Origin of the sequence: Streptomyces sp. NPDC088707 (assembly GCF_044752725.1) — a bacterium.
Taxonomy (GTDB): domain Bacteria; phylum Actinomycetota; class Actinomycetes; order Streptomycetales; family Streptomycetaceae; genus Streptomyces.
This window is the reverse complement of sequence record NZ_JBIVLV010000006.1, coordinates 451,041-465,339: the sequence shown is the minus strand read 5'-3', so window position 1 is coordinate 465,339 and position 14,299 is coordinate 451,041. Positions and strand designations below refer to the sequence as shown.

The 14,299-nt window shown below is 73.2% G+C and carries 13 protein-coding genes and 1 tRNA gene; 7 read left to right on the top strand and 7 right to left on the bottom strand.

Going from position 1 to position 14,299, the window contains the following annotated elements:
- Positions 1 to 35 precede the first annotated feature (35 nt).
- The 3 genes from ACIP84_RS21110 to ACIP84_RS21100 all read right to left on the bottom strand — a co-directional run bounded on the left by ACIP84_RS21110 (position 36) and on the right by ACIP84_RS21100 (position 3,632).
- The gene (locus ACIP84_RS21110) at positions 36 to 2,210 is read right to left on the bottom strand and encodes a PQQ-binding-like beta-propeller repeat protein (RefSeq protein ID WP_401799292.1); all 2,175 of its coding nucleotides are present in this window, start codon (positions 2,208 to 2,210) and stop codon (positions 36 to 38) included.
- Between the two features lie 55 nt (positions 2,211 to 2,265).
- Entirely contained in the window at positions 2,266 to 3,117 is an 852-nt protein-coding gene (locus ACIP84_RS21105; RefSeq protein ID WP_355958202.1) for a serine/threonine protein kinase, read from the bottom strand.
- A 440-nt stretch (positions 3,118 to 3,557) separates the two neighbouring features.
- Positions 3,558 to 3,632: transfer RNA gene (locus ACIP84_RS21100), tRNA-Cys, on the bottom strand.
- Positions 3,633 to 3,958: 326 nt separating this feature from the next.
- Here ACIP84_RS21100 and ACIP84_RS21095 point away from each other — a divergent pair.
- The 6 genes from ACIP84_RS21095 (at position 3,959) to ACIP84_RS21070 (ending at position 10,012) form a co-directional block, all read left to right on the top strand.
- Positions 3,959 to 5,539 carry an MFS transporter gene (locus ACIP84_RS21095; RefSeq protein ID WP_401799290.1) on the top strand — a complete coding sequence of 527 codons (1,581 nt, stop codon included), beginning with the start codon at positions 3,959 to 3,961 and terminating at the stop codon, positions 5,537 to 5,539.
- Between the two features lie 13 nt (positions 5,540 to 5,552).
- The gene (locus tag ACIP84_RS21090) at positions 5,553 to 5,687 is read left to right on the top strand and encodes a hypothetical protein (protein ID WP_401799288.1); all 135 of its coding nucleotides are present in this window, start codon (positions 5,553 to 5,555) and stop codon (positions 5,685 to 5,687) included.
- A 150-nt stretch (positions 5,688 to 5,837) separates the two neighbouring features.
- Positions 5,838 to 7,631: a DEAD/DEAH box helicase gene (locus ACIP84_RS21085; protein ID WP_030324967.1), complete on the top strand. Its 1,794-nt coding sequence runs from the start codon at positions 5,838 to 5,840 to the stop codon at positions 7,629 to 7,631.
- 450 nt (positions 7,632 to 8,081) lie between these two features.
- Positions 8,082 to 8,723: an IclR family transcriptional regulator gene (locus ACIP84_RS21080; protein ID WP_015033894.1), complete on the top strand. Its 642-nt coding sequence runs from the start codon at positions 8,082 to 8,084 to the stop codon at positions 8,721 to 8,723.
- 167 nt (positions 8,724 to 8,890) lie between these two features.
- Positions 8,891 to 9,208, top strand: a complete 318-nt coding sequence (locus ACIP84_RS21075; RefSeq protein ID WP_401799286.1) for a hypothetical protein — start codon at positions 8,891 to 8,893, stop codon at positions 9,206 to 9,208.
- A 9-nt stretch (positions 9,209 to 9,217) separates the two neighbouring features.
- Positions 9,218 to 10,012 (top strand): S16 family serine protease, encoded by a 795-nt coding sequence (locus ACIP84_RS21070; RefSeq protein ID WP_355958163.1) that lies wholly within the window; start codon positions 9,218 to 9,220, stop codon positions 10,010 to 10,012.
- Here ACIP84_RS21070 and ACIP84_RS21065 read toward each other — a convergent pair.
- The 4 genes from ACIP84_RS21065 to ACIP84_RS21050 form a co-directional block, all read right to left on the bottom strand.
- Positions 9,945 to 11,453 (bottom strand): MFS transporter, encoded by a 1,509-nt coding sequence (locus ACIP84_RS21065; protein WP_401799284.1) that lies wholly within the window; start codon positions 11,451 to 11,453, stop codon positions 9,945 to 9,947. The two genes, ACIP84_RS21070 and ACIP84_RS21065, sit on opposite strands and share 68 nt — an antisense overlap.
- Positions 11,450 to 11,635: a hypothetical protein gene (locus ACIP84_RS21060; RefSeq protein WP_401799283.1), complete on the bottom strand. Its 186-nt coding sequence runs from the start codon at positions 11,633 to 11,635 to the stop codon at positions 11,450 to 11,452. The genes ACIP84_RS21065 and ACIP84_RS21060 overlap by 4 nt, the downstream gene beginning before the upstream one ends.
- A 19-nt stretch (positions 11,636 to 11,654) precedes the next feature.
- Positions 11,655 to 12,236 carry a helix-turn-helix domain-containing protein gene (locus ACIP84_RS21055; RefSeq protein ID WP_355958160.1) on the bottom strand — a complete coding sequence of 194 codons (582 nt, stop codon included), beginning with the start codon at positions 12,234 to 12,236 and terminating at the stop codon, positions 11,655 to 11,657.
- A gap of 132 nt (positions 12,237 to 12,368) precedes the next feature.
- Positions 12,369 to 12,836, bottom strand: coding sequence for an Lrp/AsnC family transcriptional regulator (locus tag ACIP84_RS21050; RefSeq protein WP_041662431.1), 468 nt, complete (start codon positions 12,834 to 12,836; stop codon positions 12,369 to 12,371).
- A 121-nt stretch (positions 12,837 to 12,957) separates the two neighbouring features.
- Here ACIP84_RS21050 and hppD point away from each other — a divergent pair, with 121 nt between their 5' ends.
- Positions 12,958 to 14,103, top strand: a complete 1,146-nt coding sequence (hppD, locus tag ACIP84_RS21045) for a 4-hydroxyphenylpyruvate dioxygenase (protein ID WP_355958158.1) — start codon at positions 12,958 to 12,960, stop codon at positions 14,101 to 14,103.
- The last annotated feature ends 196 nt before the right edge of the window (positions 14,104 to 14,299 follow it).

Here is a 14,299-nt window from a genome sequence, read left to right as displayed (position 1 = left end):
GGGGCGGGCGGGGGAACGCTGGTGTGGTCCGAGGCTCAGGCCAAGGGGAGGGCCACGACGGACGACGCTCCCGCCCCGACGATCCGCTTCCGCTGCGCGTCGACGACGTAGCGGGTGGCCTCCGTCGGGAACACCCACGCCGAGCGGCGGGTCGCCCGGTCGATCGCGCTCAGGCCGCCCCGGACGGGCGCGTACACGTACTTCTTTCCGATCACCGGGACCGAGTAGAGATCCGGGGTCAGACTGCGGCCCGAGAGCGCCTCCGCCCAGCGCTTGGCGCCCTTGTCGGCGCTGACGACCACGAGCCCGCGGCCGGCCTCGTTCGCGTGCACGAGGCCGCCCGAGACGGTGGGGACCCCGAAGAAGGAGCCCTTGCCGTACTCCCACGCGACACCGCCGTCGGTGAGGCGCAGCGCCCGGAGACGGTCACCGCCGACGTACAGGTGCCGGTCGTCGGTGGCCAGCTGGCCCGGGATGAAGGACACGGACTCCTTGAGCGGAATGCTCCGCCGCCACAGTTGCCGCCCGGTGCGGAGGTCGCGCGCCTGGACGATGAAGGACTCCATGTCACCGCTGTTCTTGCCGAGCACCAGCCGGTCGCCGACGATCCGGGACAGCCAGCGGCGGGCGTTGGTGTCCGTGTGCGGATGCCGCCATGACACCTTTCCCGTGCGCAGGTCGACGGCGATCAGATGCCAGCCCGTGTCGCTGTCCTCGTCGTCCCTGCCGCCCACCCGGGACGAGGCGTAGAGCATCCCGCCCGCGGCGGTGAGGAGTTCCGTGCCGAACTGGGAGCCCTCGAAGCCCTTGAGCACGACCGTCCGGGCGGTCTTTTCACCGGTGCGGGCGGCCAGCGAGCGGATCTCCAGGGCGGACGCCCCCTCGACGGGATAGCTGGACGCGTAGAAGTTCGTACCGTCCGTGGTGATCTGCTTGGGGTCCGTCACCATCGACTCCTCCCACCGGACCGACCCGCTCTGCGGATCCAGCGCGCGGAACGTCGCCGTCTCCGCGAGCCCCACCACACCCCCGGCGAGCATCGGCATGACGCTCTCCTCGCGGTCCAGGGCGTCCCCCCGCCACAGCGCGGCGGGCGCGCCGTCCGGGGCGGTGGTGGCGGGGATCGCGGTGGGCCCCGCGGTGGGGGCGGCCGCCTTGGCGCCGTCCTCACCGTCCCGCGAGCCGAGCCACGCCCATACGCCGCCCCCCGCTCCCGCCACGCCCAGCAGTGCCGCGCCGCCCATCGAGAACAGCCGCCGCCGCGACAGCGGAGTGCTCGCCACCGTCTCCGCCACCGCCGAGCCCGCCGGGGCCGGCAGGCGGTGGGGGGCGTGGAGCCAGACGTCCGTGGCGCGGCGGGCGATGTCGGTGAGCAGCAGGGGCGGCAGGTGGTCGGCGAACTCGCCGTGCCCGTCGTGGAACCGGTCGATCAGCGTGCCCGTGGTGGGGCGGGCCGACGGGTCCTTCGAGAGGCAGGCCGTGAGGATCGGGAGGAGTGCCTCCGGTACGCCGGTCAGGTCGGGATCGGCGTAGCGGACGCGGTAGAGGAGGTCGGCGGCGGAGCCCGTACCGAAGGGTCCGTGGCCGGTCGCGGCGAACACCAGGACGCCCGCGAGAGCGAACACGTCGCCGGCGGGCGGGTGTTCCTGCCCGCTCGCCTGTTCCGGCGACATGAACGCGGGCGTGCCGGCCGCCGCTCCCGTACGGGTCAGACGGTCGTCGCCGGCCGCCCGCGCGATGCCGAAGTCGATGATCTTCGGTCCGTACGCGGTGACGAGGACGTTCGAGGGCTTGAGGTCCCGGTGCACCACGTCCGAGGAGTGCAGCTGTGCCAGCGCCCCGGCGAGCGCCGCGCCGAGGGCGCGGACCGTCGGCTCGGGGAGCGGGCCGCCGAGCGCCACCGCGTCGTCGAGCGGCGGGCCGAGGACGTACTCGGTGGCCAGCCACGGCGTCTCGGCCAGCGGGTCCGCGTCGACGACGGCCGCGCCGTGGCGCGCGCCGATGATCCGCGCCGCGTCCGTCTCCAGCCGGAAACGGGCCCGGAACGCCGGGTCGGTGGCGAGCCGCGCGTGCACGGTCTTCAGGGCGACGGTACGACCGCCGGGGGTGCGCGCCAGATAGACCGTGCCCATGCCGCCGGAACCGAGGCGGGCGATGAGTCGGTACGTGGCGACCGCGGCCGGGTCGTCGTGGGTCAGGGGCGACAGCATGGATGAGGTCCGTCGGGTCCGAGGGGCGGGAAGAGGTGAGGGGCGTGCTCGGGCTTCAGGCCCGTGCCGGCGCCGGGAGTTCGGCGGCGAGGAGCTCCGAGGACTGGCGGGCGAGCGCCGCCACCACCCGGCCCGGCAGCCAGCCCGGGGCGAGGAGCGAGCCGGCCGAGTTCAGGACCGTCCCGTGGGTCGTCGGCGGGGCGAGCGCGGTCAGCAGGGCGGCCGCCGTCGGCCGGTCGGCAGGGTCGCGGGCCAGGCAGGAAGCGATCACCGGGCGTAGGGCGGGCGGGAGTTCGTCCCGTTCGGGCACGGTGTGGCCGGTGGCGGCGTACGCGAGGACCGCGCCGAGCGCGAAGACGTCACCGGGCGGGCGCGGGCGGCCTCCCGAGGCCTGTTCGGGGGCGAGCGCCCCCGGGTCGAGGCCGGGCAGGCCGGTGCGCGGCTCGCCGTCGGCCGAGGCGGCCCGCACCGCGCCGAAGCAGGTCAGCCGGGGCCCGTCCGCGGTGAGCAGGACGGCGGCGGGGGACACCCCGGCGTGGGTGAGGCCCTGGCCGTGGGCGGCGGCCAGCGCCTCGGCGAGGGTGGCGCCGACGGCGCGGACGGCGGTCTCGGGCAGCGGGCCGCCGTGGACGGCGAGCGCCACGGGCAGCGGGAGCGCCGGCACGTAGGGGCTCGCGTACCAGGGGACTTCGCCGGGGCCGGCCACGCTCGTCACCGGGGCGACCCAGGGGCCGAGGAGGCGTCGGGCGGCGTCGGCCTCCACGGCGAACCGGGCGGGGTCGGTGCCGGGCAGCGGGGTGCTGAGCAGCACGGTGTGCTCGCCGTCCTCGGTGCGGGCCACGAACCGGCGGCAGGGCAGGACGGTACGGGGCGGATCGAGGCGGGTGATCAGCCGGTACGGGCCGATGCGCCGCGCGGATTCCCGCGGCGCCGCTTCCCGCCCTGCGGATTCGTGCTGCCGCGCGGATTCGTGCTGCGCGCGCGATTGCTCCACCGTTCGTGCCCCCGTCGTCCGTGCGCCCGCGGTGACGGGCGGGGACGAGCCTATCGAGGCGCGGAGGGACGCCCGAGGCGAGGGGGAGGGGAGGGAGCGTGCGCGAGAGGCGCGGCGGGGGTGGACCGCGGAGGGCGGAGGTCCGGGAAGTCCGGGCTGTCCGGGTTGCGAACGTGAAGCGGGCATGCGGTCGCCGTGAGGAGACCGCGCGTGCGGCTGACGGCAGGGCGATCGCCGGTGATTGCCGGTGAGCGGTGCTCCGGCGCGGATCCGGAGGGCGGCGATCTGCGCTCTCCGCGGGTGCGGAACTTGCTGGGGCGAATCCCCGGCCCCTCGTCCTTCGCAACGTCCCTTGGAGACCGTGATCGGATTCGAACCGACGTAACCGGCTTTGCAGGCCGGCCCCTCAACCACTCGGGCACACGGTCGTGTGGTGCAACGAGTACGACCGTAGGCGGGGGCCGGGAGGGGCTCAAGGGGTTACGGGGTCGTGCCATGCGACTGCAACAGCGCTGCCATGCGGCGTTCACAGTCGGGCGCGCCGGGCGCCTGCCCTGCGCCCTCCGGGCGCCTGCCCTCCGCGCGCCGGGCGCCTGCCCTCCGCGCGCCGGGCGCCTGCCCTCCGCCCGCGGCGCGCCCGCCCTCCACGCGCCGTACGCGCCCTTCGCGGGACGTCCGGCGTACGTCCAAGGGCTGAGTCGCTCCGAGACTCCTGACAGGGGTCATTTACCTCTTCACCTCTTACTCTGGGGGAATGAGCGCCCTCGAACCCCGCGACGTCGAGGCGGACGCGGAGACAGCCGCCGACGTCGCCCGGATACCCGGATCCCTTGCCCCGCACGACGTCGGCACCGTCACCGCCGTCACCGCCGTCGACAGCGTCGACAGCGCCGGCACCCTCGTCACCAAGGGGTCCGTCCTCGATCCGGCCCACCGGGCGCTCAGCATCGGCATGGTCTCCGTCGTCCTGCTCATCGCCTTCGAGGCGACCGCCGTCGGCACGGCCATGCCCGTGGCCGCCCGCGAGCTGAACGGCATCCCCCTCTACGCCTTCGCCTTCTCCGCCTACTTCACCACCAGCCTCTTCGCCATGGTCCTGGCCGGGCAGTGGTCCGACCGCCTCGGGCCGCTCGCCCCGCTCACCGCCGGCATCAGCGCCTTCGCCGCCGGACTGCTGCTCTCCGGGACGGCCGGCGCCATGTGGCTGTTCATCCTCGGACGGGCCGTCCAGGGGCTCGGCGGGGGGCTCGTCATCGTCGCGTTGTACGTGGTCGTCGGCCGGGCCTACGCCGAGCACCTCAGACCCGCGATCATGGCCGCGTTCGCCGCGAGCTGGGTCGTCCCCTCCGTCGTGGGACCGCTCGCGGCCGGAACGATCACCGAGCACCTCGGCTGGCGCTGGGTCTTCGTCGGCATCCCCGTCCTCGTCGTCTTCCCGCTGGCCCTCGCGCTCCCCGCGATCCGCCGCACCGCCTCCGGACCCGCCGACCCGACCGCCCCCGTGGCGCCCTGGGACCGGCGCCGGATCAGGCTCGCGCTCGGCATCTCGGCGGGTGCGGCGCTCCTCCAGTACGCCGGCCAGGAGCTGCGCTGGCTCTCCCTGCTGCCGGCGGCGGCCGGTATCGCCTTCCTCGTGCCCGCGGTCCGCGGGCTCCTTCCGCAGGGCACCTACCGGGCCGCCCGCGGTCTGCCGTCCGTCGTCCTGCTCCGCGGCATCGCCGCGGGTGCCTTCATCGCGGCCGAGTCCTTCGTGCCGCTGATGCTGGTCACCCAGCGGGGCCTGAGCCCCACCCTGGCCGGGCTCTCCCTCGCCGCGGGCGGCCTCACCTGGGCCCTCGGCTCCTGGATCCAGGCCAGGCCGTGGACGGAGCCGTACCGGGAACGGCTCGTCGTCCTCGGCATGGTCCTGGTCGCGATCGCTATCGCGGCGGCGCCGAGCGTGCTGATCACGGCCGTGCCGGTGTGGGTGGTCGCGGCGGCCTGGGGGCTCGGCTGCCTCGGCATGGGGGCGGTGATCGCCTCGACGAGCGTGCTGCTCATGAAGCTCTCCGCGCCCGAGGAGGTCGGCGCGAACTCCGCCGCCCTCCAGATCTCCGACGGCCTCTCCAACGTCCTGCTGCTCGCCGCGGGCGGCGCGGCCTTCGCGGCGCTCGGCGGCGGCGCGGTCGGCCACGCGGTCACCTCCCACGCCTCCACGGGCTCCCACCCGGGGGCCTTCGCCGCGGTCTTCCTGCCGATGGCGGGGGTCGCGGCGGTGGGCGCGTGGGTCGCGACGCGGCTGCACGCGACGCCGGTGCGGGCTGCTGACCGCAGGCGGCCGAGTGGCATGAGCTGATGGAGCGGCTCACGTGAGCTGCGTCCACCTCTCCGCCGAGGACGTCCTGGCCGTCGCCGAGTACGCGGTGGACGACCAGGTCGTCGTCGTCCGCGCGCCACGGAGCGCCTGGTCATCGCCGCGGCGACGGGTGAGACCGACGAGGTGAAGGTGATCTCCCAGGGGCTGCGCGCACTGATCGCCGACGACGTGAGCTGAGTCGCAACCAGGCGCACCCGCCTCGTCGCGTACGACGTTCCGGCCGGGCCGCCGGTAAGGTGGCCCGGTTGTCATATCTGGACGAGCGTCGAACCCGGAGATCGTGACTACTACCACCACTTCCTCCCATCACCTTTCTCCCGCCTTCCCAGGACGGGCCCCGTGGGGTACCGCCGGCAAGCTGCGTGCCTGGCAGCAGGGCGCGATGGAGAGATACATCCAGGAGCAGCCCCGTGACTTCCTCGCGGTCGCCACACCTGGCGCCGGCAAGACCACCTTCGCCCTGACCCTCGCGTCGTGGCTGCTGCACCACCACGTCGTGCAGCAGATCACCGTCGTCGCGCCCACCGAGCACCTGAAGAAGCAGTGGGCCGCCGCCGCCGCGCGGATAGGGATCAAGCTGGACCCGGACTACAGCGCCGGGCCGCTCAGCAAGGAGTACGACGGGGTCGCCATCACCTACGCCGGCGTCGGTGTCCGCCCGATGCTGCACCGCAACCGGTCCGAGCAGCGCAAGACCCTCGTCATCCTCGACGAGATCCACCACGCCGGAGACTCCAAGTCCTGGGGCGAGGCCTGCCTGGAGGCCTTCGAGCCCGCCACGCGGCGCCTCGCGCTGACCGGCACCCCGTTCCGTTCCGACACCAACCCCATCCCCTTCGTCACGTACGAGGAGGGGAACGACGGCATCCGGCGGTCCTCCGCCGACTACACCTACGGCTACGGCAACGCCCTCGGCGACGGCGTCGTCCGGCCCGTCATCTTCCTCTCCTACAGCGGCAACATGCGCTGGCGCACCAAGGCCGGCGACGAGATCGCCGCCCGTCTCGGCGAGCCGATGACGAAGGACGCCGTCTCGCAGGCCTGGCGGACCGCCCTGGACGCGAAGGGCGACTGGATGCCGAACGTCCTGCGCGCCGCCGACCAGCGGCTCACCGAGGTCCGCAAATCCATCCCGGACGCGGGCGGCCTCGTCATCGCCTCCGACCAGGACTCGGCCCGCTCGTACGCCAAGCTGATCCGCGAGATCACCGGCACCAAGGCCACCGTCGTGCTTTCCGACGACACCGGCGCCTCGAACCGCATCGACGAGTTCAGCGAGAACAACGACCGCTGGATGGTCGCCGTCCGCATGGTGTCCGAGGGCGTCGACGTGCCCCGCCTCGCCGTCGGCGTGTACGCGACGACGATCTCGACCCCGCTCTTCTTCGCCCAGGCCGTCGGGCGTTTCGTGCGTTCGCGCAGGCGCGGCGAGACCGCCTCCGTGTTCCTTCCGACGATCCCCAGCCTCCTCGGCTTCGCCAACGAGATGGAGGTCGAGCGCGACCACGTCCTCGACAAGCCCAAGAAGCAGGGCGAGGAGGACCCGTACGCCGAGTCCGAGAAGGAACTCGCCGAGGCGGAGCGGCAGCAGGACGAGGACACCGGCGAGCAGGACATGCTGCCCTTCGAGGCGCTGGAGTCCGACGCCGTCTTCGACCGCGTCCTCTACAACAGCGCCGAGTTCGGCATGCAGGCCCACCCCGGCAGCGCCGAGGAGCAGGACTACCTCGGTATCCCCGGCCTCCTCGAACCCGACCAGGTCCAGCTGCTCCTCCAGAAGCGCCAGGCCCGGCAGATCGCGCACAGCCGCAAGAAGCCGGACGACGAGGCGGATCTGCTCGAACTCCCCGCCGAGCGACGCCCTGTCGTTTCCCACAAGGAGCTCCTCGAACTGCGCAAGCAGCTCAACACCATGGTCGGCGCGTACGTCCACCAGACCGGCAAGCCCCACGGTGTGATCCATACGGAGCTCCGCCGGGTCTGCGGCGGTCCGCCGAGCGCGGAGGCCACCGCCGGCCAGATCCGGGAACGGATCAAGAAGGTGCAGGAGTGGGCCACCCGGATGCGGTGACCCCCGTTCCCACCACCCCGCCCCTGAGTGCGGCTGAGGCCCGTACGACAGCGTTCGTACGGGCCTCACTCGTCCCGCGGCGGCGGAACCGGTGAAGGAGCCGCGCAGGACCGGCGTCGGAGACCGGCCCCCACGGTCGGCCTCCGGGCCCTTCCACGCTACGTGCACGACAAAGCCGATCTTGTCCGCCAAAGTCCCGCATGCGACCGACGAAGGTCCCGAACCGTCTCTATTCGCTCGCCGGCGCCCGGATTCTGGACGAGGTCTTCCGCTGAGCGGAGCGGGTCGCTACTGTCCCGGCTCAAAAGCAATCGCCCCGTGGCAGCGCCGCCGCGGAGCGCAGCCGGTGTACCCCTTCCTGCCGGCGGCCTCTGACGTGCGTCGCCGACGGGACCGGTGACGCGACCCCCGTGAGAGCCCGCCGCCACTCACTCCGAAGGAGAGGGCGTCGTGACCGCGGAGACCTCCCAGACGCTCGACCGGGGACTCAGAGTCCTCAAACTGCTCGCCGACACCGACCACGGCCTGACCGTCACCGAGTTGTCCAACAAACTCGGTGTCAACCGGACCGTCGTCTACCGACTGCTCGCCACCCTCGAGCAGCACGCCCTCGTCCGCCGCGACCTCGGCGGGCGCGCCCGCGTCGGCCTCGGCGTGCTCCGGCTCGGCCGCCAGGTCCACCCCCTCGTGCGGGAGGCCGCGCTCCCCGCGCTGCGCTCACTCGCCGAGGACATCGGGGCGACGGCCCATCTGACCCTGGTCGACGGTGCGGAGGCACTCGCGGTCGCGGTCGTCGAACCGACCTGGACCGACTACCACGTGGCCTACCGGGCCGGCTTCCGCCACCCGCTCGACCGGGGCGCCGCCGGGCGCGCCATCCTCGCCGCCCGGCAGGGCGGGCTGATCGAACCGGGCTTCACGCTCACCCACGGCGAGCTGGAGGCGGGTGCGAGCGGCGCGGCCGCCCCGCTCGTCGGCGTGACGGGTGTCGAGGGCAGCGTCGGCGTCGTGATGCTCGCGGACGCGGTGCCGGAGCGGGTCGGGCCGCGGGTGGTGGACGCGGCACGGGAGGTCGCGGACGCGCTGCGCTAGAGCGCGCGGCGGCCCGGGTGCGCGGCGCGGGCCCTTCCGTGGCCGGCGCCGTCCTCGGGGGCGTGCCCTGTGCCCACGACCAGGGTGCCCGGTGGAGTCCGTTCGTGGTGGACCGATCTGCCCGTTCTGGTCGTGGTGATCAGGCCCGCCGCTCGCAGGGCCGCCGCGTGGGCCGAGGCCGTCGCGTTGCTGATGCCCGTGCGGCGCCCGCCGGCAGCCACCACTGGGTCTTCACCGACCACGCCGCTCTGGTGCCGCAGCTCGCGGCCGTCGGCCTGACGACCGCCGCCGGGCGGGCCGCGGTGGTCGGCGCCGTCGACCCCCGGGTCTCGGTGCCCGCCGTACGGAAGCTCGTACGGTCCTTCTTCGCCCGCCGCCTGCCCGTGCCCGGGGCTGTGCCCGCGTCCGTGCCGGTGCCCGGGCCCGGGCCCGGGCACGCGCCCCGCTCCGCGCCCCCGGCCCGGTGGGGGTGGTCGCCCCAGTAGATTGGGGACGTGCTCTCCAGTCTCTCCCGTCCCAAGGTGCTCGCGGTCTGCGCGCTGCCCGTCGTCGCGCTCTTCGCCGTCGTCGGACTCGCGCCGCTGCCCTATGCCATCGCGCAGCCCGGTACGACCGCCGACGTGCTCGGCAAGGACAAGGGGCAGGAGGTCATCACGATCACCGGCGCCCCGGTCCGGCCCTCCGAGGGGCAGCTGCGGATGACGACGATCGTCGCGACCGGGCCGTCCACGGACGTGGACCTCGGGGACGTGACCGACGCCTGGTTCCGTGCGGACCGGGCCGTCCTGCCGCGTGACTCCGTCTACCCCCCGGGGAAGTCGGACGCCGAGGTCGAGAAGCACAACCTCGGTCAGATGAAGGAGTCCCAGGACGCGGCCACGCTCGCCGCCCTCGACTACCTCGACGAGGACCCCGAGAAGGTGAAGGTCGACCTGCACCTCGCCGACATCGGCGGGCCCAGCGCCGGGCTGCTCTTCTCCCTCGGCATCGTCGAGAAGCTCGACGGCGACGGCGCCGGCGGTGACCTGACCGGTGGCCGGATCATCGCCGGCACGGGGACGATCGACGCGGACGGCTCGGTCGGCGCCGTCGGCGGGGTCTCGCTGAAGACCCAGGCCGCCGCGCGGGACGGGGCCACCGTCTTCCTCGTCCCGAAGGCCGAGTGCTCGGACGCCCAGGCCGAGCTGCCGAAGGGGATGCGGCTCATCCCCGTCACCGCGCTCAGCGACGCGGTGGCGTCCCTGAAGGCCCTGGAACAGGGGCAGGAGTCGAAGGTCCCGACCTGCTGACCGGTTCGGCACCGGCATCGACACCGGGCTCGCCACCGGACGGCGTGCCGTCCCCGGGGGCACCGTCCCCGGGCGTCCGCCCCGGCGGGGCGTTCATGCCCCGCCACGCCGGGAAGAGAAGCGGCGAGAGCGTGGCGAGGAAGTAGAGCCCGCCGATCCCCAGCAGCGTCGCCGTCAGGCCGGCGCGCTCGACGAGGAAGCCCGCCGCCAGGCCGCCCAGCGGGGTCGTCAGCAGCACCCCCGCGGTGCTCGCGCCCATGACGCGGCTGCGCAGGGCGTCGGGTACCTGCTCGTACATCACCGTGGTCAGGATCGGGTTGAGGACGCCGACGCCGAATCCGGCCGCCGCGAGCGTCACGAGCAGGGGTGCGGTGGTGTCGGTGAGCGCGGCCACCACGTACGGCGGGGCGCCGCCGAGCAGGAAGCCCGCCGTGAAGACGGCCCGGCGCGGGAAGCGCTGCCCGACCGCCCCGTAGAGCAGGGCGCCGGCCAGGGCGCAGCCGCCGAAGACCGACACGAGCAGGCCCTGGGTGGCGGGGCCGCCCAGCTCCTGGCGCGCGTGGACCGGAAGCAGCACCGAACTCCAGCTCTGGTTCAGGCCGTTGGTGACCATCACCATGACCGTGATGCCGAGCAGCAGCCGCGCGCGGAACAGGAAGGCGTACCCCTCGCGCAGATCGGACCGGTAGCGGGCCGGGGAGAGACGGGGTCCGTCCCGCACCGGCTCCGCCGCGGGCACCCCGCGCAGGCCCGCGGCGACCAGCAGCGCGGAGACGCCGAAGGTCGCCGCGTCGACGACCAGGACCGTGTCGGCGCCGAGGAACGCCACGAGGAGTCCGGCGATCGCGGCGCCCGTCATACGGGCCCCGCGCGCCACGGCGTCGTACAGGCTGGCGACCCGGGGGAGTGAGGTCCCGGCACGCCGGGCGAGATCGGGCACCAGGACGTGCCGGGCCATCTCCCCGGGTGCGTGGAAGAGGCCGGTGACGGCCATCAGGGCGCACAGCATCCAGAACTCCAGGACGCCGGCGCGGTGCAGCAGCGGGATCGCGGCGAGCGCGAGCCCGCAGACCAGGTCGGAGGCGATGCCGACCCGGCGGCGGCCGATCCGGTCGATGACCGGGCCGCCGGCGATCGCGGAGACGAGGACGGGCAGGGCCGCGCAGAAGGCGACGACGCCGGCCTTGCCGGGGCTTCCCGTGGTGTCGAGGGCGAACCACGGGACGCCGATGAGCGTGAGTGAGTTCCCCGTGATGGATACGGCGTTGGCGGTGAGGACGGTCGCGAGGGGGACCCGGTCCCGCTTCGTCGCGCCCTTCCTCGTCGTGCTCGCGCTCGTGCTCGTGCCTGCGCCTATCCCCGTGCCTGTACCCGTGCCCGTGCTCGCGCTCTCCCCGTCCGGCTTCGGCGCGTCCGCGTCGTGTCCCCCCGGAGCGGTCATGCGGCCAGGGTGACCGGGTGGCGGTGTGCGGGCGTGGCCAGACGCAGGCCCAACTCGACCAGCCGCCAGCCGAGTTGCACGCGGAGGGCGGGGCCGGGGATCCGCCGGGCGGTGGTGGCGGCCGTGCGGTGGAGTTCGGCGGCGTGCAGCTGATGGAGCTGGAGGTGAATGTCGGCGTGCATGACTCTGTGGTTCCTTCCGTCAGTTCTCGTGCTGCGGGAACGCGTGCAGATGGATCCGTACGCGCTCTGCGTCCGGCGCGTCGGCCTCCTCGATGTCCTTGTAGCTCGCGATGAGCGCGTGCATCCGCTTGTCGAGCTCGCGGAGTTTCTCGGGGGGCAGGCGCAGGGTGAAGTCGCTCATGTCGGACACGCCGATCCAGGCGTCGCCCCAGTCGTGCCGGGTGCCGAGGTAGGTGCTCAGCTCCTGGGTGTGGATGGTCGCGATCTCGTGGACGTAGAGGTCGAGGGCGCCGCGGACCTCCGGGTCCGGGTTCCGGGAGAGCGTCTCGTCGACGACCACGCCCTGCTGGCCGGCCTTCCACCACCGCTCCCGTCCCTTGCCGCGCGTCGGGTCGTCCTCGACGAAGCCGTGGGCCGCGAGCTGGCGCAGGTGGTAGCTGGTCGCTCCGCTGGACTCGCCCAGGCGCTCCGCGAGTTGGGAGGCGGTGGCGGGTCCGTGGGTGCGCAGGGCGCGCAGCAGCTGGATGCGGAGGGGGTGGGCGAGCCCGCGCAGGGTGCGCGGGTCCAGGGCTCGGGTCGGGAAACCTTCGGGCTCGGGCATGGTCCGAGCGTAGAGTTGCAAAGAACTAGTTGCAAGGGTTTCTTTGCAACTAGTTCTTTGCAGGCCCCGCCTCGTGCCGCCGGCCGCCACCTCCTCCGTGACGGCCGGCCGCCCGCCCTACTCCTGCGCGGCCTACTCCTGCGCCGCCTGCTCCACCAGCGGGATGATCCGCAGCGGCACCGGGTTCTCCATCACGATCGCCGTCGACGCCCGCACGATCCCCTCGAACGCCACCACCTTGTCGATCACCCGCTGGAGATCCGCGTTCGAGCGGGCGACGAGCCGGCAGAGCATGTCGCCGTGACCCGTCGTCGTATGCAGCTCCAGGACCTCCGGCACCGTCGCCAGATGCCCGCGCACATCCGCTCCCTGCCCCTGCTTGATCTCCAGGGTCGCGAACGCCGTCACCGGATAGCCGAGCGCCGCCGGGTCCACCTGCGGCCCGAAGCCCCTGATCACCCCGCTCGCCTGGAGCCGGTCGAGCCGCGCCTGCACCGTCCCCCGCGCCACCCCGAGCCGCCGCGAGGCCTCCAGGACCCCGATGCGCGGCTCACGTGCGAGGAGCGTGATGAGCCGGCCGTCCAGATGATCGATCGCCACAGCGGTCTCCCCATGGTCAGGATGTACAAGTCGCACGGCCATACTCGTCCGTCGCTGTGCAACATGACCAGTGGATCAGCGAACTCTTGCGCACCTTGCAGAACGGCGGGACATTGCTGCCATGACTGAGACCATCGATCACACCCCCTCCACCGCGCGGCAGGCCGATCCCTTCCCCGTGAAGGGAATGGACGCGGTCGTCTTCGCCGTCGGCAACGCCAAGCAGGCCGCGCACTACTACTCCACGGCCTTCGGCATGAAGCTCGTCGCCTACTCCGGACCGGAGAACGGCAGCCGCGAGACGGCCAGCTACGTCCTCACCAACGGCGCCGCCCGGTTCGTGTTCACCTCCGTCATCAAGGTCGCCACCGACCGGGGCCGCTTCCTCGCCGACCACGTCGCCGAGCACGGCGACGGCGTCGTCGACCTGGCCATCGAGGTGCCGGACGCCCGCGCCGCGTACGCCTACGCCGTCGAGCACGGCGCCACCGGCCTCACCGAGCCGCACGAGGTGAAGGACGAGCACGGCACCGTCGTCCTCGCCGCCATCGCCACGTACGGCAAGACCCGCCACACCCTCGTCGAGCGCTCCGGCTACGACGGCCCGTACCTCCCCGGCTTCGTCGCCGCCAACCCGATCGTCGAGCCGCCGGCCAAGCGCACCTTCCAGGCCATCGACCACTGCGTCGGCAACGTCGAGCTCGGCAGGATGAACGACTGGGTCGGCTTCTACAACAAGGTCATGGGCTTCACGAACATGAAGGAGTTCGTGGGCGACGACATCGCCACCGAGTACTCCGCCCTCATGTCGAAGGTCGTCGCGGACGGCACCCTCAAGGTGAAGTTCCCGATCAACGAGCCCGCGATCGCGAAGAAGAAGTCGCAGATCGACGAGTACCTGGAGTTCTACGGCGGCGCCGGCGTCCAGCACATCGCCCTCGCCACCAACGACATCGTGGCCACCGTGCGCGCGATGCGGGCCGCGGGTGTCTCCTTCCTCGACACCCCCGACTCGTACTACGACACCCTCGGCGAGTGGGCCGGCGAGACGCGCGTGCCCGTCGAGACCCTGCGCGAACTGAAGATCCTCGTCGACCGCGACGAGGACGGCTACCTGCTGCAGATCTTCACCAAGCCGGTCCAGGACCGCCCGACCGTCTTCTTCGAGATGATCGAGCGGCATGGGTCGATGGGCTTCGGCAAGGGGAACTTCAAGGCGCTGTTCGAGGCGATCGAGCGCGAGCAGGAGAAGCGCGGCAACCTCTAGCCGCCACGTCGCACGGCCAGGGCCCGGGGTCACCCCCGGGCCCTCACCACGCGCGCCGCGGCGTGACGAGCACGCCCCCCGAGCCGCCGCCCACCCGCTTCCGCCGGCGCTTGCTTCCGCCGGCGCGACGCGCCCACCCGTGGGCCGCGAGGCCGGCTCGCACAGCGGGGGGCGCGCGGGCCGGTGGGACCGGCTC

Coding starts and splice junctions, on each gene's coding strand:
- ACIP84_RS21055 (WP_355958160.1), bottom strand. CDS start 12,236: ATGCCCGAGCCCGAAGGTTTCCCGACCCGAGCCCTGGACCCGCGCACC.
- ACIP84_RS21065 (WP_401799284.1), bottom strand. CDS start 11,453: ATGACCGCTCCGGGGGGACACGACGCGGACGCGCCGAAGCCGGACGGG.
- hppD (WP_355958158.1), top strand. CDS start 12,958: ATGACTGAGACCATCGATCACACCCCCTCCACCGCGCGGCAGGCCGAT.
- ACIP84_RS21095 (WP_401799290.1), top strand. CDS start 3,959: ATGAGCGCCCTCGAACCCCGCGACGTCGAGGCGGACGCGGAGACAGCC.
- ACIP84_RS21060 (WP_401799283.1), bottom strand. CDS start 11,635: ATGCACGCCGACATTCACCTCCAGCTCCATCAGCTGCACGCCGCCGAA.
- ACIP84_RS21110 (WP_401799292.1), bottom strand. CDS start 2,210: ATGCTGTCGCCCCTGACCCACGACGACCCGGCCGCGGTCGCCACGTAC.